This is a genomic window from Marinobacter sp. VGCF2001 (assembly GCF_049943275.1).
GTDB lineage: Bacteria > Pseudomonadota > Gammaproteobacteria > Pseudomonadales > Oleiphilaceae > Marinobacter.
In genome coordinates, this window is record NZ_JBNFVX010000004.1 from 1 (window position 1) to 24769 (window position 24769).

Consider the following 24769-nt stretch of genomic DNA (forward strand, 5'->3'; position numbering starts at 1 on the left):
CCGCCGCAGACTCCAAGCCGCGAAAGCAGGCAACGCGTCGGCGGAAACAAAGAATCCCAACATCAAAAGTCAACGAAGGAGACAACCCATGGCCCTGATTTCGCTGCGGCAACTTCTGGACCACGCCGCCGAGCATGGTTACGGTGTGCCAGCCTTTAACGTAAACAACCTCGAGCAAATGCGCGCCATCATGGAAGCCGCCGACAAAACCGACTCCCCGGTGATTGTCCAGGCCTCTGCCGGTGCCCGCAAATACGCCGGCGCGCCCTTCCTGCGCCACCTGATCCTGGCCGCCATCGAAGAATGGCCGCACATCCCGGTGGTTATGCATCAGGACCACGGCACCAGCCCGGGCGTGTGCCAGCGCTCCATCCAGCTCGGCTTCAGCTCCGTGATGATGGACGGCTCCCTCGGTGAAGATGGTAAAACCCCCACCGACTATGAATACAACGTCGACGTCACCCGCCGCACCGTCGAAATGGCCCACGCCTGTGGTGTCTCCGTAGAAGGTGAACTGGGCTGCCTCGGCTCCCTCGAAACCGGCCAGGCCGGTGAAGAAGACGGCATTGGCGCAGAAGGTACCCTGGACCACAGCCAGATGCTGACCGACCCGGAAGAAGCGGCGGACTTCGTCGAAAAAACCCAGGTCGACGCGCTGGCCATTGCCATCGGCACCAGCCACGGCGCCTACAAGTTCACCCGCCCGCCAACGGGCGATATTCTGGCCATCGACCAGATCAAAGCCATCCACGCCCGCATCCCGGATACGCACCTGGTCATGCACGGCTCCAGCTCCGTGCCCCAGGAATGGCTGAAGGTGATCAACGAATACGGTGGCGAGATTCCGGAAACCTACGGCGTGCCGGTTGAAGAAATCGTGGAAGGCATCAAGCACGGCGTACGCAAGGTCAACATCGACACCGACCTGCGTCTGGCGAGCACCGGTGCGGTGCGCCGCTTCATGGCGGAAAACCCGGCCGAATTTGACCCGCGCAAATTCCTCAAGGCCACCATGGCTGCGATGACCGACATCTGCGTAGCGCGCTACGAAGCCTTTGGCTGTGCCGGCCAGGCCAGCAAGATCAAGCCATACAACCTCGAACAAATGTTTGAGCGTTATGCCGCTGGCGAACTGGACCCCAAGGTCAAGTAAGCGAACGATCCCAAGCCCCCGTAACCCGGGGGCTTTTTTTATCCCTTATTTCGACATTCGCTCCAGGGCCATCAAGGTATCGGTGTAGCGGGCAAAGCGCTCGGCATACTCGGGGGACAGTGTGTGCATCTCGGCGATAGCGCGGCTGACCAGCCGTTGCGCGTTCATTGGCCCCGCCTCTGCCGGCACGTTGTCGATCGCCAAACGAATTCTGCTCTGCAAGGTCTGGGCGCCGCGCTCTGCCTGTGCCCGTGCCATAGCGTTCAGGGGCTTCGGCGTGGCCGCCGGCGAGGCTAACGATACCGCGCCCGTGGTGTCAGGCCCGGCACCAAAGATACGGGCTTCAAGCGCGGAGCGGAAAGCCGGAGGTGGGGCTTCCTGCGGCTGGTTCAGCCAGGCCAACAGGTCAGATAAAGGCGAGCTCGCGGCCGTAGCGGTGTCCATCGCCGATTTGGGGGCGCGCCTGGTCATATCCGATACTCGGGCTCCGCCCCGGTACTCTTCGACAGCCTGTTCCAGCCTTTGCCATGCTTTGCCGGCGGTCAGATGGCGGGTGCGAAGCCGCTGTTCCAGGGACTCCAGGTAGCGAAATTTCACCGGGTTCCACTGGTCTGCCCCGGATTGCTTCAGGGTGCCCAGTAAGGACGGTGTGGCATTATCGGTCGTCATTGGAGGCCTTCCTCACCGGAGTTTCCGGCGCGGGATGAGGGTGCCCGCGGCACCGTACTGATCTCCACCCGCCGGTTCTGGGCGCGGGATTCCGCATCTACATTGGGGACGGCGGGGTGGTGTGCGCCAAACGCAGCGGCGAAAACCCGGTCGTTCGGCAGGCCCAGTTCCATGAGAGTGCGGGTAACGGTGAGCGCACGCTGTGCCGACAAGCCCCAGTTGTCCTGATAGCGGCTGCTCCGATGCATCGGCAAGTCATCGGTAAAACCGCTGACCATCAACAATTCATCGTGTTGAGTCAGGTAGGTTTTCAGCGGCGTAACCAGCGATTCGAGCACCTCGACGCCATCGGCCTGTAGCTGAGCCGAATTCAGTTCGAACAGCACGTTACCGCTGATGCCGATGCGGCCATTGCGGAAGGTCACCAGGCCTTTGGTCAGAGGGTCTTCCAACGCTTGTTCCAGTGCGATACGGCGTTCTTCTTCGGCTTCGCGTTTGGCTTTTTCTTCCGCCAGAGACTGGCTGAGTTCCAGTTGAACCCCAATCACCCACACCAGTATCAGCACCAGAATGCCCACCAAAGCGGCCATCAGGTCAGAGAAAATGGCCCAGATCGGCGTGGACTGCTGTTCGCTGTCCTCCAGATATTCCATCAGTCCGCCCCGCTGGTCTCAAGCTCGCCGCGGCGCAGTGCGGCCGCCGCATCAATGACATCTTTCTGGGAGCTGACTGACAGGTCGATGACTTCACGGGCCTGGGCCACGTAGTAGGCCAGCTGCTCGTCGTGGCGGCTGCTGGCGGTGTCCAGCGCTTTCTGGATGTTGTTGAGGCTGTCCTGAAGTTGCGCATTGGACGCGCTGAACAATTCCACGGCCTTGAGGAACGCCTCGCTGAGCGCACCCACTTCCTGGCTGCTGCCGCTGAGGTCCTCGCCCAGTTTGCCGAGTTGCTGGCTCTGCTCCTGAATGAGCACGTTGAAACGCTCGCTGATGCCGGTCAGGGTTTCGCCAGCACCGCTGATCAGAGAATCCACCGCCTGGCGTTGGCTGTCGGCATTGCTGCGCTGGGATTCGAGCAGGCTGTCCAGCTCTTGCACCAGGCGCTGGCGTTCTTCCAGCAACTGGTTTTCCCGTTCGCTATTGCGGGCCATTTCGGATTGCAGCTGAGAAATCACCTGCGCCGCCGCTTTCGGGGTTTCTGAAGCGGTCTCAATCAGACGAGTCATGGGCGCCTCCAATCCCGCGCCCAGCTCGGTCAGATGCTTGGTCACGGTGGATTCCAGCTGCGCTAACTGGTTGTTAGCGGTTTCGCCACGGGCCACTTCTTGTTCATGCAGCGTTGTAAGCTGCTGGCTGATACGGGTAATCAGTGCATCCAAACCTTGCTGCTGTTGGCTTGCAATCCCGGCGGTCTCGTTTCGGAACTGAGTTTGGTATTCCTGCAGAGTGCTCTGCAGATCGGTCACCAGCTTTTCGGCGGTTTGCTGTTGTTGTGCAACACCGGTTTGCCAGTGCTGGGCAGTCTGTTCTGTGGCGTTTTGAATCTGCTCCAACAGGTGTTTCTGCGCTTGCTCCGAGCTCTGTTGCAAGGCTTGCTGGTGTTCAGCGGAGGCCTGCTGCTGCGCCTGAAGATTCTGCTGCCAGTGTTCGCTGGCCTCACGGGTGGTTTTCTGGAAGGTGTCGGTCAGCTCGGCCAGTTGTTGCTGGGTGGTCGCCGCCCAGTGTTCATGAAGCTTGCCGGCGCTGGACTGCAGGTTATTCATAGCCCCGGTAACAATCGGTTCAATCCGGTCCGCGGTCAGGCGTGTGCTGGATTCCAGTGCCTTCTCGAGCGATTCCGCCACAGAAGCGGCCAGGGACTGATAGTGATCGCCCACTGTGCGGTGGAATTCCTGCTGGTTTTGGGTCAGGGATTGCTCCAGTTGCTGGCCCAACTGCTCCATACGGGCTGTCATGCTCTCCATGGCAGAGGCTATTTGCGGTAAGGCTTCTGCTTGCGACGCCAGCGCTTTGAACGCTTGCTGGCGCTGGTGGTCTGCCGACAGATGATGCAATCGCTGGCGCAGGGTTTTGTCCAGTTGGCGGGACACCTGTAACCGTTCGCGTCGGCTCAGGGTAGAGGCCAGCCCCAGCATGGCAGAAGCCGCCACACCGGCAATGGAAGTGCCAAACGCGAGACTCAGTCCGGCAATGGGCGCAGCCAAGGCGCTGCGAATGGCGCTGAGTTCGGTGCTGCCATCCAGTGCCGAGGCGGCGCCGCTCAAGGTCACGATCATGCCTGCGAAGGTGCCCAGCAGGCCCAGCATCACCAACAGGCCAACCAGATAGGGCGTGAATTGCGGGCTGGGCAGGGCAGCAAAATGGCCGTCAATGCGCCGCTGCACGGAGAACTGAATCTGCTCCGGCAGGCCGGATAACCAGCCGTTAAGTTGTTCACGACTTTCCGGCGTGCTGATGAGTTTGTCGGCCAGCTTTCGGGTGGTGCTGCGAAACCCCGTCAGCTCCACAAAGCCCAGGCTATACACCACCGCAATGATGAGGGTGACAGAGAGCGCCAGCAGATCAGAGCCGATGAAGCGCTGACCAATCCAGCCGGTTACGGCCAAGCCTGTAACAAACGCGAGAAGAAAGAAAAGTCTGCTCATGAAGAGTGGTTTACCTCGTTGTGGCAGGCCTCCAGCAACCCCAGTACCGGCTCCAGCCGAACATCCAGTTCAGCGAGTAACAAATTCTGCGCGTCTTCGCAGTAACGGTGTAGCCGGTTATCCGGCGCAAGGCCGGTATCGGGGGATGAATCGGAGGGTGTTTGCAGGCTGTGGAATCGCTGTTCCAGAACCCGGGGAATCTGTGCAAAACACTGGCTGGTGTATCCGGCCATGGTGTGATCAAACACGGCGTCCAGTTGCGCCAGCCGGGCCATGGCGTGACCCTGGTCTTTCATGGCATTCCGTACCTTGTCCCGCAGTTGGCGGCTGCTGGCGGCGACCTTGCGTTGCAAGGCCAGCCAGGCATTCAATATGGCTTCCGGACCAGGTTCTGTTCCGTTGTTGAGCTCGTCGGTGAGTGACTGGATGCGGCGAATCAACGCCGTGCGGGTACTGGCCAGCTCATCCGTCAGCCGGTCGATCACCGAAGATTGGGGAAAACCATTCTGTCGGCACCGGTAAGCCGTGGCGGCGTCCAGGTTCATGGTGTCGCCCAGGCCGAACAACCGGCTGAGGCGCTCGCCGAAACACGGCAGAGTATCCGGAGATTTGAGCTCTCCGATCTCGGCCAGCAGGTTCAGTAATCTGTGGGAATGGCGTGCCTGGGCCACCGGAGGGTTGTGCATCCGTTCGGTATCTCGTTCCGGGCTGGTCAGTGGTCGATTCTGAAGGCATCTATTCTACTGGCTAACCGAAATGAATCATAATGACTGAAACGAGAGAAACGGGGTGTCGTTATGATCACCTGCCACCAGTCGGACTACATCGAAATTGCTTGTATATACCGCATTCCGGTCTCACTGCACTGGCCGGATGGACGGGTGCTGGAAGGCGTGCCGTTGGATACCGGTTATGACGATCAACGGCGGGAAGCGCTGCGAATGCGCCTGGAAGAACAGGTGGAGGAATGGATTGTGATCGAAGGCGCCTGTGAAATGGTTGCCCTGAAGCCGAACCCGCATTTTGAGCGGGTTCGGTTCGGGGGCAGCTAGCGCCGGCGTTCAGTGGTTCAGATGGCCCGCATGAAACTTCAGGTGCTCTTCAATAAAGCTGGCAATGAAGTAATAGCTGTGGTCGTAGCCCTCATGGCGCCTCAGTTCCAGCGGGTATTCCCGGGCCCTGGCTGCCGCATCCAGAGCTTCGGGCTTGAGCTGCTCCGCCAGAAAGTTATCGGCTTCGCCCTGGTCCACCAGCGCCGGAACGGTTTGTTCCGCGTTGCGCATCAGAATACTGGTGTCGTAGTCCCGCCAGCTTTGCACATCTTTACCCAGGTACGCGGAGAACGCTTTTTGCCCCCAGGGGCAGTTCACCGGGTTGCTGATCGGGCTGAACGCCGAGACCGAGCAATAGCGTTCAGGGTTACGCAGGGCAATCATCAGCGCGCCATGGCCGCCCATGGAGTGCCCGGAAATCGCACGCTGCTGGCTTACCGGGAAGGTGGCTTCAATCAGTTCCGGCAGCTCGTTCACGATGTAATCGTACATCCGGTAGTGGCGGTTCCAGGGTGCTTCGGTAGCGTTCACGTAGAAGCCCGCGCCTTTACCCAGATCGTAGGCTTCGTCATCGGCCACGTTGTCGCCACGGGGGCTGGTGTCCGGGGCGACGATGGCAATGCCCAGCTCGGCAGCGGCCCGCTGTGCGCCGGCCTTTTGCATGAAGTTTTCATCGGTGCAGGTCAGGCCGGATAGCCAGTACAGCACGGGTACTTTCTGATTGCCGGACGCCTGTGGCGGCAGATAAATGGCAAAACGCATATCACAATTGAGCGTTTCGGAGCGGTGGCTGTATTGCTTGTGCCAGCCACCAAAGCTCTTGTTGCAGCTCAGATTATCGATGCTCATTCCATGATTCTCCAAGGTGATACAGATAGCCGCCCGGGCGCCTGAATACGGCCCCCGGGGGGTGAATGGCTTACTTGTCGAAATGGATGACGGTGCGAATGCTCTTGCCTTCGTGCATCAGGTCAAACGCCTTGTTTACGTCTTCCAGGCCCATGGTGTGGGTGATGAAGTCGTTGAGCTTGAACTCACCGTTCATGTAGCGCTCAACAATGCCGGGCAGCTCGGAGCGGCCTTTCACACCACCAAACGCAGAGCCTTTCCAGACCCGGCCGGTTACCAGCTGGAACGGGCGGGTGGAGATTTCCTGGCCCGCGCCGGCGACACCAATGATCACCGATTCGCCCCAGCCCTTGTGGCAACATTCCAGTGCTGAACGCATCACATCCACATTACCGATGCACTCAAAGGAGTAATCCACGCCGCCGTCAGTCAGTTCAACAATCACCTCCTGAATCGGCTTGTCGTAGTCTTTCGGGTTAATGCAATCCGTGGCACCCAGCTGGCGGGCCAGCTCGAACTTGCTCTCGTTGATGTCGATGGCAATGATGCGGCTGGCCTTGGCCATGGTAGAGCCGATGATGGCCGACAGCCCGATACCGCCCAGGCCGAAGATGGCCACGGTGGCGCCTTCTTCAACCTTTGCGGTATTCATCACCGCGCCCATGCCGGTGGTGACCCCACAGCCCAGCAGGCAGATTTCTTCCAGCGGAGCTTCCTTGTTCACTTTTGCCAGGGAGATTTCCGGCAGTACCGTGTACTCAGAGAAAGTGGAGCAGCCCATGTAGTGATGAATCGGCTGGCCGTCTTTGTAGAAACGGGTGGTGCCGTCGGGCATCAGGCCCTTGCCCTGGGTTTCCCGAACCGCCTGGCACAGGTTGGTTTTGCCGGAGGTGCAGAACTTGCACTTGCCACATTCGGCGGTGTACAGCGGAATCACGTGGTCGCCTACTTCAACGCTGGTAACCCCTTCGCCAACCTGCTCGACAATACCACCGCCTTCGTGGCCTAGAATCGCGGGAAAGATACCCTCGGGATCGTCGCCGGACAGAGTAAACGCATCGGTGTGGCACACGCCGGTAGCGACAATGCGCACCAGAACCTCGCCCGCCTTGGGCGGCATCACATCCACTTCTTCAATGGAGAGAGGCTGGCCGGGGCCCCAGGCAATGGCAGCTTTGGATTTGATCATGTCAGTCATAGTCAGTGTCCTGTGTCTGGTGTGTTCAGAGGGGCGGCAAGAATGTCGCTCGATATGAAACCATTGTAGCTGGCATTTATCGTGTAATAATCGGGGTAATAGTAAAATCACTTTTTCTGTACAGGAATAATGGCTGTGTTTCAGTGGGAAGGTGTGAGTGAATTCGTGGCGGTGGTTGAGGCCGGGGGCTTTACCGCCGCCGCTAAACGATTGGGTATTTCCACGGCGCAGGTGAGCCGCCAGGTGAGTGCGCTGGAAACCCGGTTATCGGCCAAACTGCTGTACCGAACGACCCGGCGGGTCTCGGTGACCGAGCTTGGCAACACCTATTACCAGCGTTGCCGGCAACTGCTGGATGGCCTGGAGGAGGCCGAGCGCACCATCACCAATTTGCAGAACACACCCACCGGGCGGCTGAAAATGACCGCGCCGGTCACCTACGGTGAACGAACCATCGCGCCGTTGGTGAACCGGTTTCTGGTGCGCTATCCGGAGTTGTCCGTCACCCTGCACCTGACCAACCAGAAACTGGATCTGGTCGAAGAGGGCTACGACCTGGCTATCCGGCTGGGTAAGCTGGGTGACTCCAGCATGATGGCCAAACGCCTCGCTACCCGCACCCAGTACGTGTGTGCGTCGCCCGCTTACCTGCAGACCTATGGCGAACCCCATTCATTGTCAGAGCTGGACCAGCACCATTGCCTGCCCGGCACCCTGGACTACTGGCGCTTTCAGGAAGCCGGAACCGTTCGCAACATCAAGGTGAAAGGTCGCCTGGCCTGCAACAGCGGGCCCGCGCTGGTGGATGCCGCGCTGTGCGGTATCGGTATAGTGCAGCTGCCGGATTACTACGTACTGCCTTACATCGAATCCGGCCAGCTGGTGTCGTTGCTGGAGCACCTGCGCGAACCCGATGATGGCATCTGGGCGCTGTACCCGCATAACCGGCATCTGTCGCCGAAGGTGCGTATGTTGTTGGATTATCTGAGTGATGAACTTTTTTGCGGAGATCGCAATTGATTGGCGGCGGGGCACTAGGCCGGTCAGTTCAGTCCATAGCGACGGCCTCTTTGAAACCGGTAAAAGCCCTGCTCTTCTTCCCGCTCGATGGTCGGCGAGTTTACTCCAAAGTGAGCTTCACGCAGTTCTGACAATGCGGCATCCAGCGCCTCGCCTGTTAATTTCGAGGTCAGGGCCTGTCGTTCATGCATATAGTTCTGTCCACGCCGCCATTTTTCGTCACGGCGCTGATCCTCTTTTTCGAGTGCCTGGATGGCGTCCTCGGAATAGCCAATTTGGCGCCGTAGATGATTGATTGCCTGCTGGCGTTTGTCAGCCGGGAGTGCCGCCAGCTTTTGCTGGACAGAGTCCATCGAGAACAGTGCGTGGCCGGTAGCGCCAGAGCCAGCCAGCTGGTTTGAAAGACCCGGACCGTAAAGCTGGTCTGCGGTGGTTTTCAGCTGATGCGCCAGTTCTGAAAGTGGTAAATCTGTAGCATCTTCCAGCCGGTTCAGGGTGCGCTGAAATTTTTCTGTCTTGGCTTCTACCGGGTTTTTTTCCTCGTTCCAGATCTGGCTTGCCACTGGCCCGAACCGGGCTTGCCTTTGCTGCCAGATTTCGGCCTGGCGCTGCATTGCAGGCAACCCATGCAACCGTAATTCGTGGTCATCCAGCCATGCGTTGTATTGGTCCAGTTTTTTTAACAACGCAAAAATGGCATCCGCATACTCCGGGAAGGCGGTTCTAATAGCAGTCTCAAATAAGGCGTCGCTGTTGATGACCGGCCGCGCTGCTTGCAATCTGAGCTTGCGGCGCTCGTTGTAGAGCCGAGCCTGAATCTCTGGCTGTTCAATGGCCTGGCCATAGACTTCAAGGTATTTCACCGCCAACTCCAGTGCGAGCTGATTCTCACGAGTGATGGATGAGCGCCCGGGTGTGTCTCGTTTGATTTCGGGCGCCTGAATGTTGATGGGCGCCGCAGAATTCGGATTGTTCTGGTCCGGTAACCAGTGGCCCACAACCGTCGCTGCGAGCGCGGTGATGACACTGACTGTAAGCAGAGATCTGATGGGCATGACAATTGAACTCCTGGATATCTGCGGCCCCTCCAGCAATGCCTGCTGGTCTGGAGGGGCATTGCTTCAGAGTTGTGGTTGTAATTGTGGCCAGATCAGATCCGCAATTTTGCGGGAACCGCTGTCTGCGGGATGAATACCATCAAAAATGATATCCCCGTTTCGGATAACCGGGCGTGGGTCCACAAACGAACACTCCAGAACGCTGTTGTTACAGGCCCGTGCCAGAGTGGCGTTGCCGTAGTCGATGGCTTCCTTGAGATCTTTCACCCGGAACAGCCCGTTCTTGGTGTAGTAGTAGCCAAGCAAAATGCCGCGTTCGACGCCGGCACCGGCGACCTCGTTCAGAAAGTCGACGGCCTCGACGTAAATATCATCAATGAATTCACGACATTTCCGGCTCAGGCGGCCAAATCGCCACCACGGCGTTTTGCACTTGTTGGAATCGAAGGCGATAGCCGGAATCAGAATATCGTTGCCACCGACGTCTCCAACCAGCGTTTGAATGTCGGGGTTGTCTGCAAGAGCCTCCCGGAACTGGTTGGGTATAGACGGAGCAACCAGTTCACCGGAAAGTTCAGCACCGGAGACCGTGTAGCGCCGAAAGGTCTGGCCGGCTTTGCTTTCAAGTTGGTTCTGGATTTCACCGGACAGGGCAAATATGGAGTCGCCCACGAAGACCACTTGGTCGTTGTCTGCGTCTTTTACCTTTTCGTTGCTCAGCAGATAGCCCAGATCGCTACAGCCGGAGACTAGCAAGAGCGCAAGAATGATGCTGGTTGCCCTGGCAATTCCGGGCGGGCATATAGTCATTTTTGTCATTGTTGATATTCCTTGCGTAAGGGTAGACGGCCCGTCTACAGGGACTGCAGCAAAACTATTGACCGGGATCGGATGTTGGGCGAATGCAAAATGGGCTGAATGTTTGTCTGTTTGGGTCAGGGTGGTAGAAATGTGTACGGGTTCGCATGAGTTGCGCCAATTCAAACTACGTCAGACCGTGGCTTGCATTTTCTGCATCCGGGCCGACTATTAATAACCAGAGGACAATTATTGCTCAGATGCGAGGGACTACATGGACTTTAAAGACTATTACGCCGTGCTCGGTGTGACTGAGTCTGCCACGCCCGAGGACATCAAAAAGGCTTATCGCAAACTTGCACGCAAATACCATCCGGATGTCAGTAAGGAAGAAGACGCCAGCGATAAATTCAAGGATGTGGGTGAAGCCTATGAGGTGCTCAAAGACCCGGAAAAACGCGCGGAATACGACCAGCTGCGAAAATACGGCGCGCAGACAGATGGCTCATTCCAGCCACCACCCGGCTGGCAGAGTGCGTCCGGATTTGGCGGGGGTGGTTATACCGATGCCGATGCCCGTCAGTTCAGCGACTTTTTTGAGGAAATCTTCGGCGGTGGCCGCCAGGGTGGCTTTGGCGGCGGTAGCTTCCGCCAGAACATGAGTATGCGCGGCGAAGATGTGCACGCCCGTCTCGCACTGTTTCTTGAAGAAGCCTTTAACGGCTGTGAGAAGCAGGTGTCATTCACCGTGCATGAGCCAGACGACCATGGCCGTATGATGCCTCGCCAAAAAACCCTCAAGGTCAGGATTCCCGCCGGTATGAGGGAAGGCCAGCACATTCGTCTCAAGGGTCAGGGGGCGCCCGGCGTGGGTGGCGGTAGCAGCGGCGACCTGTTTATCGAAGTGGAGTTGGCGCCGCATCCGCACTTCAGTGTCGAAGGTCGGGATGTGCTGCTCACCGTGCCGGTCGCACCCTGGGAGGCGGCCCTCGGGGCAACAGTTACTGTGCCGACCGTGGGTGGCAAAGTGAACGTAAAGGTACCGAAAGGGTCAAGCAGCGGGCGCAAGCTCCGGCTCAAGGGTAAGGGCGTGCCTGGCAAACACCCGGGCGATCAGATTGTGATCCTGCAAGTGGCCATGCCAGAGCAACATTCCGCAGAGGCAGAAAAGCTGTACGAACAGCTCGCTGGCCTTGAAAAAGGCTTTAATCCGCGCGACAAGCTGCACGTGTAAGGGAGGTGAACATGAGGAGCAATGATCGGGTTCTGGCGGTGGAGGTTTCCGACCGTGATGGCAGCACCTTCACCTTTCGGGAAATTTGCGAGCGCGGCGCCTGCCACGGTGAGTTTGTGATCAAGCTGGTCAATTATGGCGTTATCGCGCCCCTGGACGATACCCCGGAGGCGGTGCAGTGGCAATTTGATGCGGCCTCTCTCAACCGACTCCAGAAAGCCCTGCGCTTGCAGCGCGATCTCAAGCTGAATCTTCCCGGGCTGGCCATGTCTCTTGAGCTGCTGGATGAAGTTCAGGAAATGCGCAGGGAGGTAGCCCGCCTGAATCAGCGTATACGGCAGCTGGGCGGGGGCTAGTGCTCCGGGAGTCTGGGCAACAGACTCCCGGCCCTCGTTATCCGGCCTGTTTCTCGAGCTGCTGGATTTCCTCGTAAATTTTTTCAGCCTCTTCCATCAGTGTGCCGTGGGTGCGCAGGTCGCCGTTGCGCTGGGCGTGGAGGGCTTTGGCCAGCTTGTCTTCGTAAGCTTTCTGCAATTTTTTCTTCGGATCACTCTTAAGAAATCCCAGCATTGACGGTCTCCTTCCTGAAAGTCTGTCTGGTTTTATACGTGCTCAGCGCCCGCAGGTTCACTTCCAGATCCCTCATGAAAAGGCACCTTCATTTGAGGGCTGCGTCAAAAAATTTTCGGGTTAACTGGACAAACCCTCAATTTGGGATTATTTTACCAGGACAGAAGTTGGGAAAAATATCCCAAAAGTGATTCGGCGCAATCCAGAAGCGCCGACTTGTTTGAAATCAGCCCGGAGTAAAAAAGATGGAACGTAGCGGACTTTCAAAAGCGATCAAGTTGGTATTGGCCGGTTCTCTGGCGGCGGGCCTTGCTGCCTGTGGCGGCGGTGGCTCTGGCTCTTCCGATACAGCCAGCGCAAGCCGCGAAGGGGCCAGCGTAGGCACAATCACCGGCTTTGGCAGTGTCTATGTCAACGGCACCCACTTTGATATCAACAACGCGTCGTTCAAGAACGACGACGGCCTGGAGCGTGAGACCCAGCTTGAGAAAGGCATGATTCTCAAGGTGCAGGGCACCTGGGGTGAGGACCGCGAAGGTGTGGCCAGCGCGTTGCACTACGATGACACCCTGCGCGGGCCCGTTGAAGCCGGGTCTGTAAACTGGGATCCTGCAAACAGCATGGGTGAGTTTGGCCTTGCCGGGCAGGTCGTCAAATTGAACAAACGCACTGTCTTTAAAGGCAAGGCTCCGCAAGATTTGACCGCTGACGATATTGTTCGGGTAAGTGGTTGGCGTTTGAGCGACAACACCTTCCAGGCCAGTTACGTCGGTGTTATTGGCCAAGAATCTGCCGGTATCTTCAAGACGATTGAAGTTGAAGGCGTGGTTACGGCTCTGAGCGACAGCGAGGAAAGCTTTACGCTGAATAATCACCTGGAAGTCAGCTATGCATCGACATCACGCTATGAAGACGGCACACGGGAAGATTTGATCGTCGGAGCTAACGTCGATATCGAAGGCTCGTTCAGTACTATTGGTGGCTCGGCTGTTCTCAACGCTCAAGAGATCGAATTTGAAACCGGCCTGTTTGATAATGATGACGACATTGAACTCTCCGGTGCTATCTCTGCGAGCTACGATGAGCAAACCCGTCAGTTTTCAATCAACGGCATCGCCATCACATTAAACGACGAGACCGATCTGGACGACCTGAGCGCATCGGATCTGGTGGAAGGCCTGCAAATTGAGATCGAAGGTGAGTACCGCAACGGTGTGGTGGTTGCCGAAGAGATCGAACTGCTGGAAGGCGATGCGGAAGTATCCGGCAAAATCGAGTCTAAAGAGCAGGGTGGTGAAGTGCTCACGGTGGGTGGTGTTCGCGTCACTCTGAACAACAGCACGTTGATTGAAGACGACTCGCTGGACGACGAGCAGGAATCACTGAGCCTGCGCGTTGACGACCTCAGCAGCCTGTCTGTGGGTGATTGCCTGGAAATCGAAGGCCGTGAAACCGACGATGCCTCCGGCATGATTGCGGTGCACGTGGAGCGTGAAGAAGCTGGTGATTGCGACGGCAACCTTGAACTGGAAGGCCTGGTGTCTGCGGTGGCTGCCGATAACGCCTCTATCACCGTACTGGGTGTGACTCTGATTCCCCGTACCGGGATGGATCTGAGCACTTACCAGGTTGACGACGAAGTCGAGGTTGAATACGTTCAGACCGTCGGTGGTGAGTATCAGATTTCTGCCATCGAAAAAGACGATTAATCGATAACCACGCGACCAGACACTCCGGCCTGGCCGGAGTGTCTGGTATCCCTTATTAAATGGGAATACAATCCCAAAAATGACCGCATCCAAAACCCAGTTCCTGCATCGTGCCCTGTTTCGCATTCTTCGCCCGTTGGCGAGGTTGTTGCTGCGTAATGGTGTTCCTTACGGTGAATTTGCGGAATTGGTCAAGCGCGCTTACGTTGAGGCTGCCCTGGAAGACTTTCCGGATGGCCGGCGCAAGCCTACCGATTCCCGTGCCGCCGTGATGACTGGTCTCACCCGGAAGGAAGTGCGCAAACAGCGGGAGTTGCTCGCCGGCGAAAGCCCTGTCAGTGAGCGAACCTCCCACGCCAACCGTGCTTCCCGAGTTGTCACCGGTTGGGTTCATGATCAGTCTTACCAGACCGGTAAGGGAGAGCCCGCATTGCTCGACTTTGAAGGCGAGAGTAGCTTTAGCGAGCTGGTTCGGAAATACAGCGGAGACATGACCCCAAGAGCGGTGCTGGACGAGTTGCAGCGGGTTGGTGTGGTGGCGGTCGAGCAAGACAGCGGCAGATTGGTTCTGAAGCAGAGAGCCTATGTGCCCGCAGGAGACAATGAAGAAATGCTCCAGATTTTCGGAGAAGACGTATCTGATCTTGTAGCCACGATCGATCACAATCTGATGACCCGTGAAACCGGTCAGCAGCCGTTATTTCAGCGCACGCTAACCTACAGTGACGTGCCCCCGGAAGTGATGGATGAGTGGCGCAGGCGTGCCGCCAAACAATCCCAGGCACTGCTGGAAGAGCTCGACGGCTGGCTGGGGCCATGCGATCGGGGAGTCTCCGGCCGGGAAAGCGGCGAATCGGTCCGCACCGGAGTCAGTATTTTCTATTTTGAAGAGCCGGTTCAGGCCAACAAGAGCGGAGACGAACAATGATGGCTCTTACTGTACCGAGCGCAAAAAAGGCCCGCTGGCAGACCACCGACCTGGTCAGAATGCTGCTTTCCGCCGGGGCCCGACAGGTTGTGAGTAACTGGGTGAAAAACGAAGATTACCTTGATGACCAGCATCAACCCAGAATACTGCTCAATCTCCCCCACGACCCGCATTCCTTCATCAAACTGGTGAAGTCTGCCAATCCGAACCTGGTACCTGCTGTGGTTCTCAGTGAGCTGCTCCGGAAGGGGATTGCGGAGTCACTGGAATGTGGTCATGTTCTGTTAAAGCGCAGCGCTTATGTTCCTCTGGGAGAATACGACAGCCGCGATGGTGAATTTGAACCATTCCAGAGCTTCGGAAATGCTCGCCGGCGCTACAACGATACCTGAATTTACGTGCCAGGCCCGGACGGCCTGCAGGAGAGGATAATGTCCCGAACGATCAAGCTACATACTGTCCTGACACTGGCGGCGGCGCCATTGGTTTTTGGCGTTCTGGGCGCTTGCGGTGGTGGCGGCGGCGGAGGTGTCAGCGTCGCCGATGGGGGTATCCGGGGCACCGGGTCCAGCGTTGGCCCGGTTTCCGGCTTCGGCAGTGTGTTCGTCAATGGTATCGAATTTTTTACCGATGATATCCGCAATCGGTCGGTTACGAGTAACGATGGCGTGAACACCGAATCGGACCTTGAGAAAGGCATGATTCTGCGGGTTGAAGGTGTCTGGGATGATGACCTGACCGGCACCGCGCAGGCGCTGAACTATGACGATACCTTCCGTGGCCCGATCAGCGCCGTTGAGATGGACGCCGAAACCGGCGTTCAGACGCTGACCATCCTGGGCCAGACGGTTGTGGTTGACCGCCGCACTGTGATGCGCCTCGGCGCTTATGCCGACCTGGCCGCACTGGTCGGGCAGCCGGATAACGTCCGAATCAGCGCCTGGCATACCGGAGACGGCTACCGCGCCAGCTTTATTGGCGTGTTGGCGGATCTGCCCGACAACTGGGTGGAAGTCGAAGGCAAGGTCAGTCTCGTGAATGGGCAGCTTCAGGTAAATGGCCAGAGCGTTCAGCTCTCCGATAATGCCCAGTATTTTAATGATCTGGAGCCCGATGAGCTGGTTGGCGAGTTTGTCGAATTCGAGGGTGAGCTGAATGGCGAATCTGTGTTGGCGCAGACCGTTCGTCTGAGCGACGACCGCCGGCGCGTTCTGGAAGTCGAAGATGGTGAGGCGGAAATCTCCGGACCACTCACCGCCCCGGATCTGGTGGCGAAGTCCTTCCGCGTTAATGGCGTGCAGGTTCAATACAGCGACGCCACCGACTTCGAGGATTTCTCGGTCGATACCCTGAGTAACGGTGTGCTGATTGAAGTCGAGGGTGAGTTCCGCAACGGCATACTGCTTGCCGAGGACGTGGAGCTGCTGGAAGAAGACGCGGAAATCGAGGCGACAGTAACTTCTGACAATAGCGACGCCAATACCCTGATTGTCGGAGGGGTGAAAGTGCACATCAATGGCCGCACCCTGATTGATCTCGAAGACAGCGGGGTGAAGTCCGTGTATGAAGCCGCGGCGCTGGAAATCGAAGGGCGTGAGCGGATAGACGATCAGAATCAGCCGTTTATTGAAGCGGTATCCATCGATGCAACCGATGCGGATTTCAGTCCCGGCGAGGACAACTTCCGCGTAAGGGGACGTCTCGATGAACGGCCCTCAATCAGCGCGCCGAATACCTTGAAGGTGTTGGGGCTGGTGATGGATGTGAGCGGAGTGACGTTTGATGATCTGACCAACTGCCGGTTTGTCGAAGTCGAGTATGTCCCGACCGGCGCAGCGCAGTACCGTGCTACGAGTGTGGAGTGTGATGACTGACCGTATGATTGCGCCAGCCGGCGGGCGGAGTGCGTTCACTTCGCCCGGGGTGAGGCCCCGGTGAACCACCTGGCCCACACCTTTCTCGCGCCGGACACGGCCGGGGCCCGTGTGGGCAGTATCCTCGGCGATTTTACCCGTGGTCTGGACTGGTCGGAATTGCCCGGTCCTGTGCTGGAAGGCGTGCGCCACCACCTGGCGGTGGATGCCTTCACCGATCAGCACCCACAGGTTCTGGCCAGCAAAACCCTGTTCTCACGGCAGCGCCGGCGCTTTGCCGGTGTGGCCCTGGACATTCTCTACGATCACTTCCTGCTCCGGCATTGGGCACAGTTCAGTGACTGGGACAGAGACCGCTTCATCCAGACCGTTTATAAAGAGCTGCAAACCCACCGCCGCCTGATGCCGGAAAACATGGCCACGGTGACCCACTACATGATCCAGCAGGATTGGTTCGGGTCTTATCAGGACCTGGACAACATCGGTTACGCGCTGGACAGGGTGGCCGGCCGGATCCGTTTTGCCAATCGCTTTGCCGGCATCATCGACGAAATCCGGGCCCACGAATCCGAACTGGAGGCCCATTTTCTGGCGTTCTTTCCGGAGTTACAGGCGTTTGCCCGGCAAGCCCCCCAATCAGACGATCAGGCGTGACCGGGCTCGGCGGTATTCCTCTTCAAAACGCTGCATCAATGCCTCCACTGAAACCACATCGTCAATCTGGCTCACGCCCTGGCCGGCAGACCACACCGTTTTCCAGGCTTTGGCTTCGTCGTCCATGGGCTTGAGCTTCTCGCCGTAATTCACGTCACCGGCCTGGCTGAGCTTCTGCAGATCAAAACCTGCCGCTTCCAGGCTCTGGCGCATGAAGCTGGCCGGCACGCCGGAGACAGCGGGGGTATGAATGATATCGGCAGACACCGCCTCGATAATCATGTTCCGGTAAGCGTCTTCAGCTTCGGATTCCTCGGTATTGATAAACCGTGTGCCCATGTAGGCCAGGTCTGCGCCCAATGCCTGTGCCGCCAGCAGATCTTCGCCATGGGACAAGCCGCCGGCCAGAAGAATGGTGCCGTCGAACACTTCCCGGATTTCATGCACCAGCACGAACGGATTGGTGGTGCCGGCATGGCCCCCTGCGCCGGCACTGACCGCGATGATGCCATCAACGCCGGCTTCCGCAGCTTTGCGGGCGTGCTTCTGATTGGTGACATCGTGGAACACCAGCCCGCCATAACTGTGTACGGCTTCCACCACCTGGCTGGCGGCACCGAGAGAGGTGATTACGATGGGCACTTTATGTTTTACGCACAGTTCCAGATCTGGCTGCCAGCGCGGGTTGGTGCGGTGTACCACCAGATTCACCGCATAAGGCGCGGTGATCTCGTCAGGGTGTTGTTCCTGCCAATCCGCCAGTTCATCATTCATCTGCACCAGCCACTGCTCGAATCCTTCGCTGCTGCGCTGGTTCAGGGCCGGAAAGCTGCCGACAATACCGGCTTTACAACAGGCGAGGGCCAGCCGGGGTGAGGAAATCAGAAACATGGGCGCGGCAATGAGCGGAAGGCGAAGCGTATGGTTGAGCTGTGCAGGAATTGGCATCTTGAGTCCTTGATTTTTATTGGAACTTTAGCAGGCTATGGGGGATCTTAGCCTGTTCTTGTGGAGCCGCGAAACCCGGTGCGGCACAATCCGGTATTAACACCAAATGTAAGGAGCCCGGCATGGGTGAAGCTAAACGACGCAAACAGACCGGCGCCCCCTCGCCAAAACAGCCGAAGGGGCGCAAGCCATTGGTTCTGTTACTGACTCTGGTCATCGGGGCGGCTGCCCTTGCGGGCCTGTATTTTGTCACCAAGCCACCGGCGCCGAGTTCCGGCTCTTTGCCCGTGGCCGCGCCCAATGCCGATGAGTTCCCGGCCATTGTCGACCAGTACGGTGTGTCCATCGGTGATGAGAACGCGCCGGTGGTCGTTCGGGAATTCGCAGATTATCAATGCCCGGCCTGCGCCCGCTTCGCCGAGGCCAGCCAGCGCCTGAAGCAGGAGTATGTGCGCAGTGGCAAGGTTCGCTTTGTCTATTTTGATTTGCCGCTTCGCCAGCATGACAACGCCATGCCCGCCGCGCTTGCCGCCCGCTGTGCTGGAGATCAGGATCAGTACTGGGTGATGCATGAAAAACTCTATGCCGCCCAGAGCGAGTGGAGCGGTTCCAATGACCCGACCGCCACCTTTACCCGCTATGCCAACGATCTCGGCCTGGAAGAGCGCCGTTTCCGCCGTTGCATGGAAACCGAACTGCACCGTGAGGCGGTCGAGCAAAGCCAGCAAGTAGCCGTTCAGTTGCGCGTTGCCAGCACGCCTACCGTTATGGTCGATAACATCCAGTTGACCCGGCCGGGCTGGGGCCAGTTGTCGGCGGTTGTCGAGCGAGAGTTGGCCAACGCCGAGTAATGCGGCCATCCGCAACTTGCACCGGGGGCACAGTTGATTAAACTTTGCCCCCTCGCGCCAACCGGCCGTGACCAATATCAAACCATGCTCCGGATTTACGATCCGGCCCGCAGGAGAAGAGCACCATGAGTAACGACATCGTCGTCTGCGCACTCTACAAGTTCGCCGTTGTGAATGATTACAAAGACCTACGCCAGCCCCTGCTGGACCTGATGCTGGCAAAAGGCGTCCACGGCACCTTGCTGCTGGCCCGCGAAGGCATCAACGGCACCATTGCCGGCAGCCGCGAAGGTATCGACGCTGTAAAAGCCTGGATTGGCAAGGACGAGCGTTTCAACGGCATCGACTACAAAGAATCCTTCGTCGACATCCAGCCGTTCAAACGCACCAAGGTGAAGCTCAAGAAAGAAATCGTCACCATGGGCGTAGAGGGCATCGACCCCAAGCGTGTTGTAGGCACCTACGTTGAGCCCGAACAGTGGAACGAGCTGATTTCCGACCCGGAGGTGGTGCTGGTCGATACCCGTAATCAGTACGAGGTTGAGATTGGCACCTTTAAAAACGCGGTGAATCCGGCCACCGACACTTTTCGGGAGTTTCCGGAGTATGTAAAACAGAATCTGGACCCGAAAAAACACAAAAAAGTCGCCATGTTCTGCACCGGCGGCATTCGTTGTGAAAAATCCACGGCCTACCTGAAAGAGCAAGGCTTTGACGAGGTTTACCACCTGAAGGGTGGCATCCTGAAATACCTGGAAGACGTTCCTCAGGAACAGAGCCTGTGGCAGGGCGAATGTTTTGTGTTTGACGACCGGGTGACTGTGAATCACAGTCTGGAGCGGGGCGACTACGACCAGTGCCACGCCTGTCGCCGGCCCATCACCGAAGCCGACAAGCAGCGCCCCGAGTACGAGCAGGGTGTGAGCTGCCATCAATGCATCGACAGCCTGACCGACGAGCAAAAGGCCCGCTTCAAGGAGCGTGAGCGCCAGATGCAACTGGCCCGGGAACGGGGTGAAGAACACGTGGGCGGTGAAGCCGCGCGCATTATCGCCGAGCGAAAGGCGCGCAAGAAAGCCGAGCGCGAAGCCCAGGCGCGCCGCAGCCTGGAAGGCGAGCGGGCCCGCGCCGAATAAGGCCGCCGAATACCATAAAAAACGGGGCGCTTGGCGCCCCGTTTTGCTGTGTGTTGCGGGTTACCGGGGTATGAGTTACACGGTATTGCGCAAACCCAGCTCGTCCGGGTACGGGGTGAGATACTTCTGGGAATGCAGGTAATCCACCGGCTCTTTGCGCTGGGCCAGGCGCAGCAGGGTCATTGGCACCACCAGCGGAATCTCGCGGCGCTGGTAGGCTTCAATTTGCTCCAATAGCACGGCTTTTTCCTCGGCGGACATACCGTCTTTCAGAAAGCCCAGCAGGTGCTGCATGGCATTCACGTGAGAACCCCGGCTGACTCGCTGGGTCATGGCTTCCATGAACCGGTGAATATAACGATCTGCAATCTGCTCCAGCGGCTCGGATTTCAGGTCGCCCAGCATGGGCCCGAGCTGGCGATAGATTTTTTCGGAATGGGCCAGCAGTGTGAATTTGTGGCGGGTGTGGAAATCGATCAGCGCCTGTTTGCTCAGGTTCTCGCCTGCGACATTCTGCATCCAGTCGTCATAGGCGAATACCCGCTCGATGAAGTTTTCCCGCAGCATACTATCGTGCAGGCGGCCTTCTTCCTCAACCGGCATCAGCGGATAGGCCTTCATCAATGCGGCGGCGAACATACCGCGACCATCGCGATTCATAACGTTACCGTCGGCATTGTGGACCTTGATGCGCTCCATGCCGCAGCTGGGCGATTTGGCCATAAGAATATAGCCCCGAAGATTTGCCAATGATGGCAGGATGTCCTCGATAAAACCCTGCATAGCTTCGGTGTGATCGGCCTGGCCTTTGGTCTCAATCAGGCGCATACCGTTTTCGTATTCCCGCAGATGGATTGCCGGGCGGGGTACCCCAAGGCCGGCCTCAAGCTCCGGGCAAATGGAACGGAAGTCGAAGTGGTTTGCCAGTACCTGGGTGCAGTACCGGGAATGTTTGTGGCCACCGTCGTGCCGAACTTCCTTGCCCAACAGGCAGGTGCTGATGCCAACAGGTATACCGCTCACGAGCTTCTCCAATCCATAAAGTGACGTTACTGATACAGCTTACGTACAGTCAGTTTAAACCGATCAGGGCGAGGCCCCAAGCGGTCAGTCCGATGCCTGCCGGCGCTTGTCCCGGCTGGCCAGGCTGGTGGCGTATATCTCCCGGACATCCCGGGCAAACTGCTCAACAGAGTAGTCCGCCGCAAAGTCGCGGGCCTTGTCCGACAGCCCGGAGCGCAGCTCGTCGTCTTCCAGGAGTTGCCGGGTCCGTTCAAGCCAGCGGGCCTGATTTTCCGGTGTCTTGAAACCGTTCAGGCCATCCCGGACCACATCCTCGATGCCACTCGAGCGCACCGCCACCACGGGCAGGCCCGCCGACATGGCTTCCAGAATCACCATGCCCTGGGTTTCCGATTTGGAGGCAAACAGGAAGGCGTCTCCCAGGTTGTACCAGAGTGCCATGTCGTCTGGCTGCACCGCGCCTACCAGCGTGAAGTGCGAGCCCAACTCCAGATCATCGATTTTCGCTTGCAGGCGATCGCGCTGATGGCCGTCGCCAATCATCAGGAACCGAAATGGAACCTCGCTTTCGCGTCTTAACTGGTCCATGGCTTCGATCATGAAGTCGATGTTTTTCTCGTTGGAAAGCCGGGCCACGCTGATAAACACTTTTTCGTCCGTCAGCCCCAGCTCGCTTCGTAGCTGCGCCACATCGGAACTCTCCACCGCCTGAAAGCGCTCGAATTCAATGCCGGTGGGTTGCACGAAGGTTGGCGTGGTTACCCCGATCATGCGCAGGTACTCTTCGGTAGAGTAGGTGGGCACGATGACGCCATCGCAGCGATTGGCAAAACGCTTGATCAGGGCGTGGGAAATCAGATTGCGGAACAGGGCACCGGGCAAGGGGACGAAGTGGGCGTAGTGTTCCAGCCGGGTGTGATAGGTGTAGATGGCCGGAATCCTGAGCTGCCGGGCCATGAACAACCCCAGGCTGCCGAGCCAGAACGGATGGTGCAGGTGGATAACGTCGGGCCGGAAAGCCCGTACCCGTTTGCGGACGCGCGCCAGAAAAATATTGGCCAGCCGGAACTCCCGTTTGGCGCCCATGGCCAGTAACGAGGGTACTCTCACCACCGCCTGCTCCTGTTCCGGCTGGTCCCGATAGCGTGGCGCGACAATCAGTGTGCTGTCTTCGAGTTGTTCCAGGCCGCGGCGCAGACGCTCGATGGAAATCGGCACGCCACCGATGAACGGCAGGTAGTTGTTGGTGAACATGGCCACCTTCAGCGGCTTTTCCAGCCAGGGTGTGGGGTCCAGATCGTAGTCCGGATAGTAATTCTTGCCGACGAAAATAATCTGGTAGAGCTTGATGGTCAGCGCCACAAACACCGAGAGAATCAGGATGAAGTTCAGAAAACCGGTGTAGAACAGGGAGTAGATGAAAAACCACAGGCTCTCCAGCCGTTTCCAGACCGGGTGCTGGCCTACTTCCAGGCGTTCCATCTGGTGGCTCACCTCGCCGTCTGGCGATACCCGAACATCAATGTAGTGATAGAAACTGTCGTCGGTATTGAGCACCAGCCCGCCGGCACCGCCGGTCGTAATAAACGGGGTTCCATCAATCACCTGCTGGTCGAACATCGAAAGGTTGGCGGAAAACACCAGGTCGATATTGTGCTCACGGACCACTTGCATGAGATCACTCCGAAAGGCCGGAGGCTGCAGATAGTCGTCCTCGCCGTCGAACAGGGCTGGTGTCTCGGGTTTCAGCAGGGGGTGGCCAATGAACAGAATATGCGCATTGCTGGTGTCGTGGGTCAGCAGGTCCCGCAGCCAGCGCATCTGCCAGCGCCAGGGGGTTTTTCCGGTGCTGTCGAGAAAGATCAGGCGGGTGTTGCCGGCGCGAACGCTGTAAAAGTGGGGGCCGAAGTGATCGTAGAACCGAAAACTGCCGAAGTTCTCATACTCGTGGGGGCCGAAGGTCAGCAGGTAGGGAATGTCTAGGTGGCCAAGGGTGCCGTAAAGCGCCCGATATTTGTCTTCACCGCCGCCACGAACCGCGTTGCCTGCCGACACCACAAAGTCGACACCGGCCTGATTCAGCTCTGGAATGAACCGGCGCTCGAAAATGCCCACGGAATTGTTGACGTTACCCACGACAGCAAAACGAATGCCGGTGCCGGGTGGCGTGCGCTGGTGAATGCGCTCAACCTGCTCGCTGTGTACGGCCTCGAAGTCCTGTTTGAAGAAGTTGAGGTAAACCTTGTAGGCCACCAGAGCCGTTACGACGGCCAGGCTCAGGTAGAACAACAGTTTGAGCGGGTTACGACGGATCATTCTGCCTCCGGTGGTTTTTGATCAACTCCCTTTGCATCACCAGCAAGCCGATAATCATACCGAGATAGATGGTGAGAAACCGCCAGGCGATGGTCACCAGAACCAGGTGGTTGCCCGAGAGAATATCCCGAAAGAAGCTGCCGAATACCCCTTCGGATATCCCGGAGGCGCCGGGGGTGGGCGAGAAATACATGATGAAGGTGGTCACCACCAGCAACCCCAGCGTGGTCAGGTATTCCACCGGATAGCCCAGGCCATGAATCAACAGCGCCGGGAAGCTGAACAGGCTGAGCAGGAAAATGGCGGTACATACTACTGACAAAACGACATAACGCCGCTGGCCCTGCAGGTATTCGCTGAAGCACAGAGCAAACCGGAGCATTTCCCGGCGTAACCGGAATTGCCAGCGGTCGTGGCTGCGGGCACTGAGCAGATGGGCTTTATGCAGGCCGGCGAGAAGCGCACTCAAGGGCCGAATCAGCCAGCGGGTGCGGAACAGCAGCAGGGCAAAAAAGCCCAGATACAGGGTGACGAAAATAGCGAGAGCCGTGCCAACCCCGGACGACCAGATGCCAGTATCCAGTGCCGGAAGCGTAAGCAGGAACACCGGGGTCAGTGAAAAAATGAACACCACGGCAAGCACCGTGCGGATGGTGGTGGCGGCGGTGGCGCGGGCCACCGGAACACCCTGGCTGGTGAGATACCAGATCTGGGCAAAGCCGCCGCCGGTCGCCATCGGCGTCACATTGGAAAAAAACAGATTGATGAATACCAGCCGGAAGATCTTGCGCAACGGTAGCCGGTGCCCCAGAGCCCTGAGCGTGTAATGCAAACGGAGGCCATCGGCGGCGAAGTAGATCACGAGCAGGCCCGCCACCGGCAGCAACAGGGAAGGTGAGAGCAATCGGTCATCGAACTGGAAGCTGCGGTCGGCGAAACGATCGTACACCGCATAAAGCCCCGCGCCGGTCATGGCAAAAAACAACAGGGTAAATCCGGCAAGCCGTTGCCAGGAGGTCCGTTTCTGGTAGTCGCTGTCTGTGCTTGTGGTCATGGCCCGCCCGTGTGGTCAAGGCGGGCAGTGT

Annotated in this window: 25 protein-coding genes; 12 read left to right on the forward strand and 13 right to left on the reverse strand. The window is 58.1% G+C overall.

The window, feature by feature from the left end; translation table 11 throughout:
- Positions 1-88 precede the first annotated feature (88 nt).
- Positions 89-1153, forward strand: a complete 1065-nt coding sequence (fba, locus tag ACP2AU_RS06590; protein WP_426375324.1) for a class II fructose-bisphosphate aldolase — start codon at positions 89-91, stop codon at positions 1151-1153.
- Positions 1154-1198: 45 nt separating this feature from the next.
- Here fba and ACP2AU_RS06595 read toward each other — a convergent pair whose 3' ends face one another.
- Genes ACP2AU_RS06595 through ACP2AU_RS06610 form a run of 4 tightly spaced genes read right to left on the reverse strand, consistent with a single transcriptional unit; the run spans position 1199 to position 5152 of the window.
- The gene (locus ACP2AU_RS06595) at positions 1199-1822 is read right to left on the reverse strand and encodes a DUF2894 domain-containing protein (protein ID WP_426375325.1); all 624 of its coding nucleotides are present in this window, start codon (positions 1820-1822) and stop codon (positions 1199-1201) included.
- The gene (locus ACP2AU_RS06600; protein WP_426375326.1) at positions 1819-2475 is read right to left on the reverse strand and encodes an OmpA family protein; all 657 of its coding nucleotides are present in this window, start codon (positions 2473-2475) and stop codon (positions 1819-1821) included. The genes ACP2AU_RS06595 and ACP2AU_RS06600 overlap by 4 nt, the downstream gene beginning before the upstream one ends.
- Positions 2475-4466, reverse strand: coding sequence for a DUF802 domain-containing protein (locus tag ACP2AU_RS06605; protein ID WP_426375327.1), 1992 nt, complete (start codon positions 4464-4466; stop codon positions 2475-2477). Before ACP2AU_RS06605 ends, ACP2AU_RS06600 begins: the two co-directional genes overlap by 1 nt.
- Positions 4463-5152, reverse strand: coding sequence for a DUF3348 family protein (locus ACP2AU_RS06610; RefSeq protein ID WP_426375328.1), 690 nt, complete (start codon positions 5150-5152; stop codon positions 4463-4465). The genes ACP2AU_RS06605 and ACP2AU_RS06610 overlap by 4 nt, the downstream gene beginning before the upstream one ends.
- A gap of 111 nt (positions 5153-5263) precedes the next feature.
- Here ACP2AU_RS06610 and ACP2AU_RS06615 point away from each other — a divergent pair, with 111 nt between their 5' ends.
- Positions 5264-5518 carry a Rho-binding antiterminator gene (locus tag ACP2AU_RS06615; RefSeq protein ID WP_426375329.1) on the forward strand — a complete coding sequence of 85 codons (255 nt, stop codon included), beginning with the start codon at positions 5264-5266 and terminating at the stop codon, positions 5516-5518.
- A 9-nt stretch (positions 5519-5527) separates the two neighbouring features.
- Here ACP2AU_RS06615 and fghA read toward each other — a convergent pair whose 3' ends face one another.
- The gene (gene fghA, locus ACP2AU_RS06620; RefSeq protein ID WP_426375330.1) at positions 5528-6367 is read right to left on the reverse strand and encodes an S-formylglutathione hydrolase; all 840 of its coding nucleotides are present in this window, start codon (positions 6365-6367) and stop codon (positions 5528-5530) included.
- A gap of 70 nt (positions 6368-6437) precedes the next feature.
- On the reverse strand, positions 6438-7556 hold the full coding sequence (locus tag ACP2AU_RS06625) for an S-(hydroxymethyl)glutathione dehydrogenase/class III alcohol dehydrogenase (RefSeq protein ID WP_426375482.1): 1119 nt from the start codon (positions 7554-7556) through the stop codon (positions 6438-6440).
- Positions 7557-7694: 138 nt separating this feature from the next.
- On the opposite strand from ACP2AU_RS06625, the gene ACP2AU_RS06630 reads away from it, so the two are divergent.
- On the forward strand, positions 7695-8585 hold the full coding sequence (locus tag ACP2AU_RS06630) for a LysR substrate-binding domain-containing protein (RefSeq protein WP_426375331.1): 891 nt from the start codon (positions 7695-7697) through the stop codon (positions 8583-8585).
- A gap of 23 nt (positions 8586-8608) precedes the next feature.
- Here ACP2AU_RS06630 and ACP2AU_RS06635 read toward each other — a convergent pair whose 3' ends face one another.
- Together ACP2AU_RS06635 and ACP2AU_RS06640 are read right to left on the reverse strand one after the other, a co-directional pair.
- Positions 8609-9640, reverse strand: coding sequence for a hypothetical protein (locus ACP2AU_RS06635; RefSeq protein ID WP_426375332.1), 1032 nt, complete (start codon positions 9638-9640; stop codon positions 8609-8611).
- A 66-nt stretch (positions 9641-9706) separates the two neighbouring features.
- Entirely contained in the window at positions 9707-10462 is a 756-nt protein-coding gene (locus ACP2AU_RS06640; RefSeq protein WP_426375333.1) for an SGNH/GDSL hydrolase family protein, read from the reverse strand.
- Between the two features lie 253 nt (positions 10463-10715).
- Here ACP2AU_RS06640 and ACP2AU_RS06645 point away from each other — a divergent pair, with 253 nt between their 5' ends.
- Both ACP2AU_RS06645 and ACP2AU_RS06650 read left to right on the forward strand, forming a co-directional pair.
- Positions 10716-11675, forward strand: a complete 960-nt coding sequence (locus tag ACP2AU_RS06645) for a DnaJ C-terminal domain-containing protein (RefSeq protein WP_426375334.1) — start codon at positions 10716-10718, stop codon at positions 11673-11675.
- A gap of 11 nt (positions 11676-11686) precedes the next feature.
- Positions 11687-12031 (forward strand): chaperone modulator CbpM, encoded by a 345-nt coding sequence (locus ACP2AU_RS06650; protein ID WP_426375335.1) that lies wholly within the window; start codon positions 11687-11689, stop codon positions 12029-12031.
- A gap of 37 nt (positions 12032-12068) precedes the next feature.
- Here ACP2AU_RS06650 and ACP2AU_RS06655 read toward each other — a convergent pair whose 3' ends face one another.
- The gene (locus tag ACP2AU_RS06655) at positions 12069-12245 is read right to left on the reverse strand and encodes a DUF6435 family protein (RefSeq protein WP_426375336.1); all 177 of its coding nucleotides are present in this window, start codon (positions 12243-12245) and stop codon (positions 12069-12071) included.
- A 245-nt stretch (positions 12246-12490) separates the two neighbouring features.
- On the opposite strand from ACP2AU_RS06655, the gene ACP2AU_RS06660 reads away from it, so the two are divergent.
- The 5 genes from ACP2AU_RS06660 (at position 12491) to ACP2AU_RS06680 (ending at position 17410) form a co-directional block, all read left to right on the forward strand.
- Positions 12491-13954: a DUF5666 domain-containing protein gene (locus tag ACP2AU_RS06660; RefSeq protein WP_426375337.1), complete on the forward strand. Its 1464-nt coding sequence runs from the start codon at positions 12491-12493 to the stop codon at positions 13952-13954.
- 79 nt (positions 13955-14033) lie between these two features.
- A complete protein-coding gene (locus ACP2AU_RS06665) occupies positions 14034-14882 on the forward strand; it encodes a DUF6502 family protein (protein ID WP_426375338.1) in 849 nt (282 codons plus the stop codon).
- Positions 14879-15274: a hypothetical protein gene (locus ACP2AU_RS06670; RefSeq protein WP_426375339.1), complete on the forward strand. Its 396-nt coding sequence runs from the start codon at positions 14879-14881 to the stop codon at positions 15272-15274. The genes ACP2AU_RS06665 and ACP2AU_RS06670 overlap by 4 nt, the downstream gene beginning before the upstream one ends.
- 39 nt (positions 15275-15313) lie before the next feature.
- Positions 15314-16756, forward strand: a complete 1443-nt coding sequence (locus tag ACP2AU_RS06675; RefSeq protein WP_426375340.1) for a DUF5666 domain-containing protein — start codon at positions 15314-15316, stop codon at positions 16754-16756.
- A gap of 60 nt (positions 16757-16816) precedes the next feature.
- Positions 16817-17410: an ACP phosphodiesterase gene (locus ACP2AU_RS06680; RefSeq protein WP_426375341.1), complete on the forward strand. Its 594-nt coding sequence runs from the start codon at positions 16817-16819 to the stop codon at positions 17408-17410.
- Here ACP2AU_RS06680 and ACP2AU_RS06685 read toward each other — a convergent pair.
- Positions 17393-18358 carry an NAD(P)H-dependent flavin oxidoreductase gene (locus ACP2AU_RS06685; protein ID WP_426375342.1) on the reverse strand — a complete coding sequence of 322 codons (966 nt, stop codon included), beginning with the start codon at positions 18356-18358 and terminating at the stop codon, positions 17393-17395. The two genes, ACP2AU_RS06680 and ACP2AU_RS06685, sit on opposite strands and share 18 nt — an antisense overlap.
- 122 nt (positions 18359-18480) lie before the next feature.
- Here ACP2AU_RS06685 and ACP2AU_RS06690 point away from each other — a divergent pair, with 122 nt between their 5' ends.
- Both ACP2AU_RS06690 and ACP2AU_RS06695 read left to right on the forward strand, forming a co-directional pair.
- Positions 18481-19209, forward strand: a complete 729-nt coding sequence (locus tag ACP2AU_RS06690) for a DsbA family protein (protein ID WP_426375343.1) — start codon at positions 18481-18483, stop codon at positions 19207-19209.
- A 125-nt stretch (positions 19210-19334) separates the two neighbouring features.
- Positions 19335-20345 carry a rhodanese-related sulfurtransferase gene (locus tag ACP2AU_RS06695; RefSeq protein ID WP_426375344.1) on the forward strand — a complete coding sequence of 337 codons (1011 nt, stop codon included), beginning with the start codon at positions 19335-19337 and terminating at the stop codon, positions 20343-20345.
- Positions 20346-20420: 75 nt separating this feature from the next.
- Here the strand turns inward: ACP2AU_RS06695 and ACP2AU_RS06700 are convergent, their stop codons facing one another.
- From ACP2AU_RS06700 to ACP2AU_RS06710, 3 genes are all read right to left on the reverse strand, one after another.
- The gene (locus ACP2AU_RS06700) at positions 20421-21368 is read right to left on the reverse strand and encodes a YbgA family protein (protein WP_426375345.1); all 948 of its coding nucleotides are present in this window, start codon (positions 21366-21368) and stop codon (positions 20421-20423) included.
- A gap of 84 nt (positions 21369-21452) precedes the next feature.
- Positions 21453-23684, reverse strand: a complete 2232-nt coding sequence (locus ACP2AU_RS06705; protein WP_426375346.1) for a glycosyltransferase — start codon at positions 23682-23684, stop codon at positions 21453-21455.
- Entirely contained in the window at positions 23671-24738 is a 1068-nt protein-coding gene (locus tag ACP2AU_RS06710) for a lysylphosphatidylglycerol synthase transmembrane domain-containing protein (protein ID WP_426375347.1), read from the reverse strand. Before ACP2AU_RS06710 ends, ACP2AU_RS06705 begins: the two co-directional genes overlap by 14 nt.
- Positions 24739-24769 lie beyond the last annotated feature (31 nt).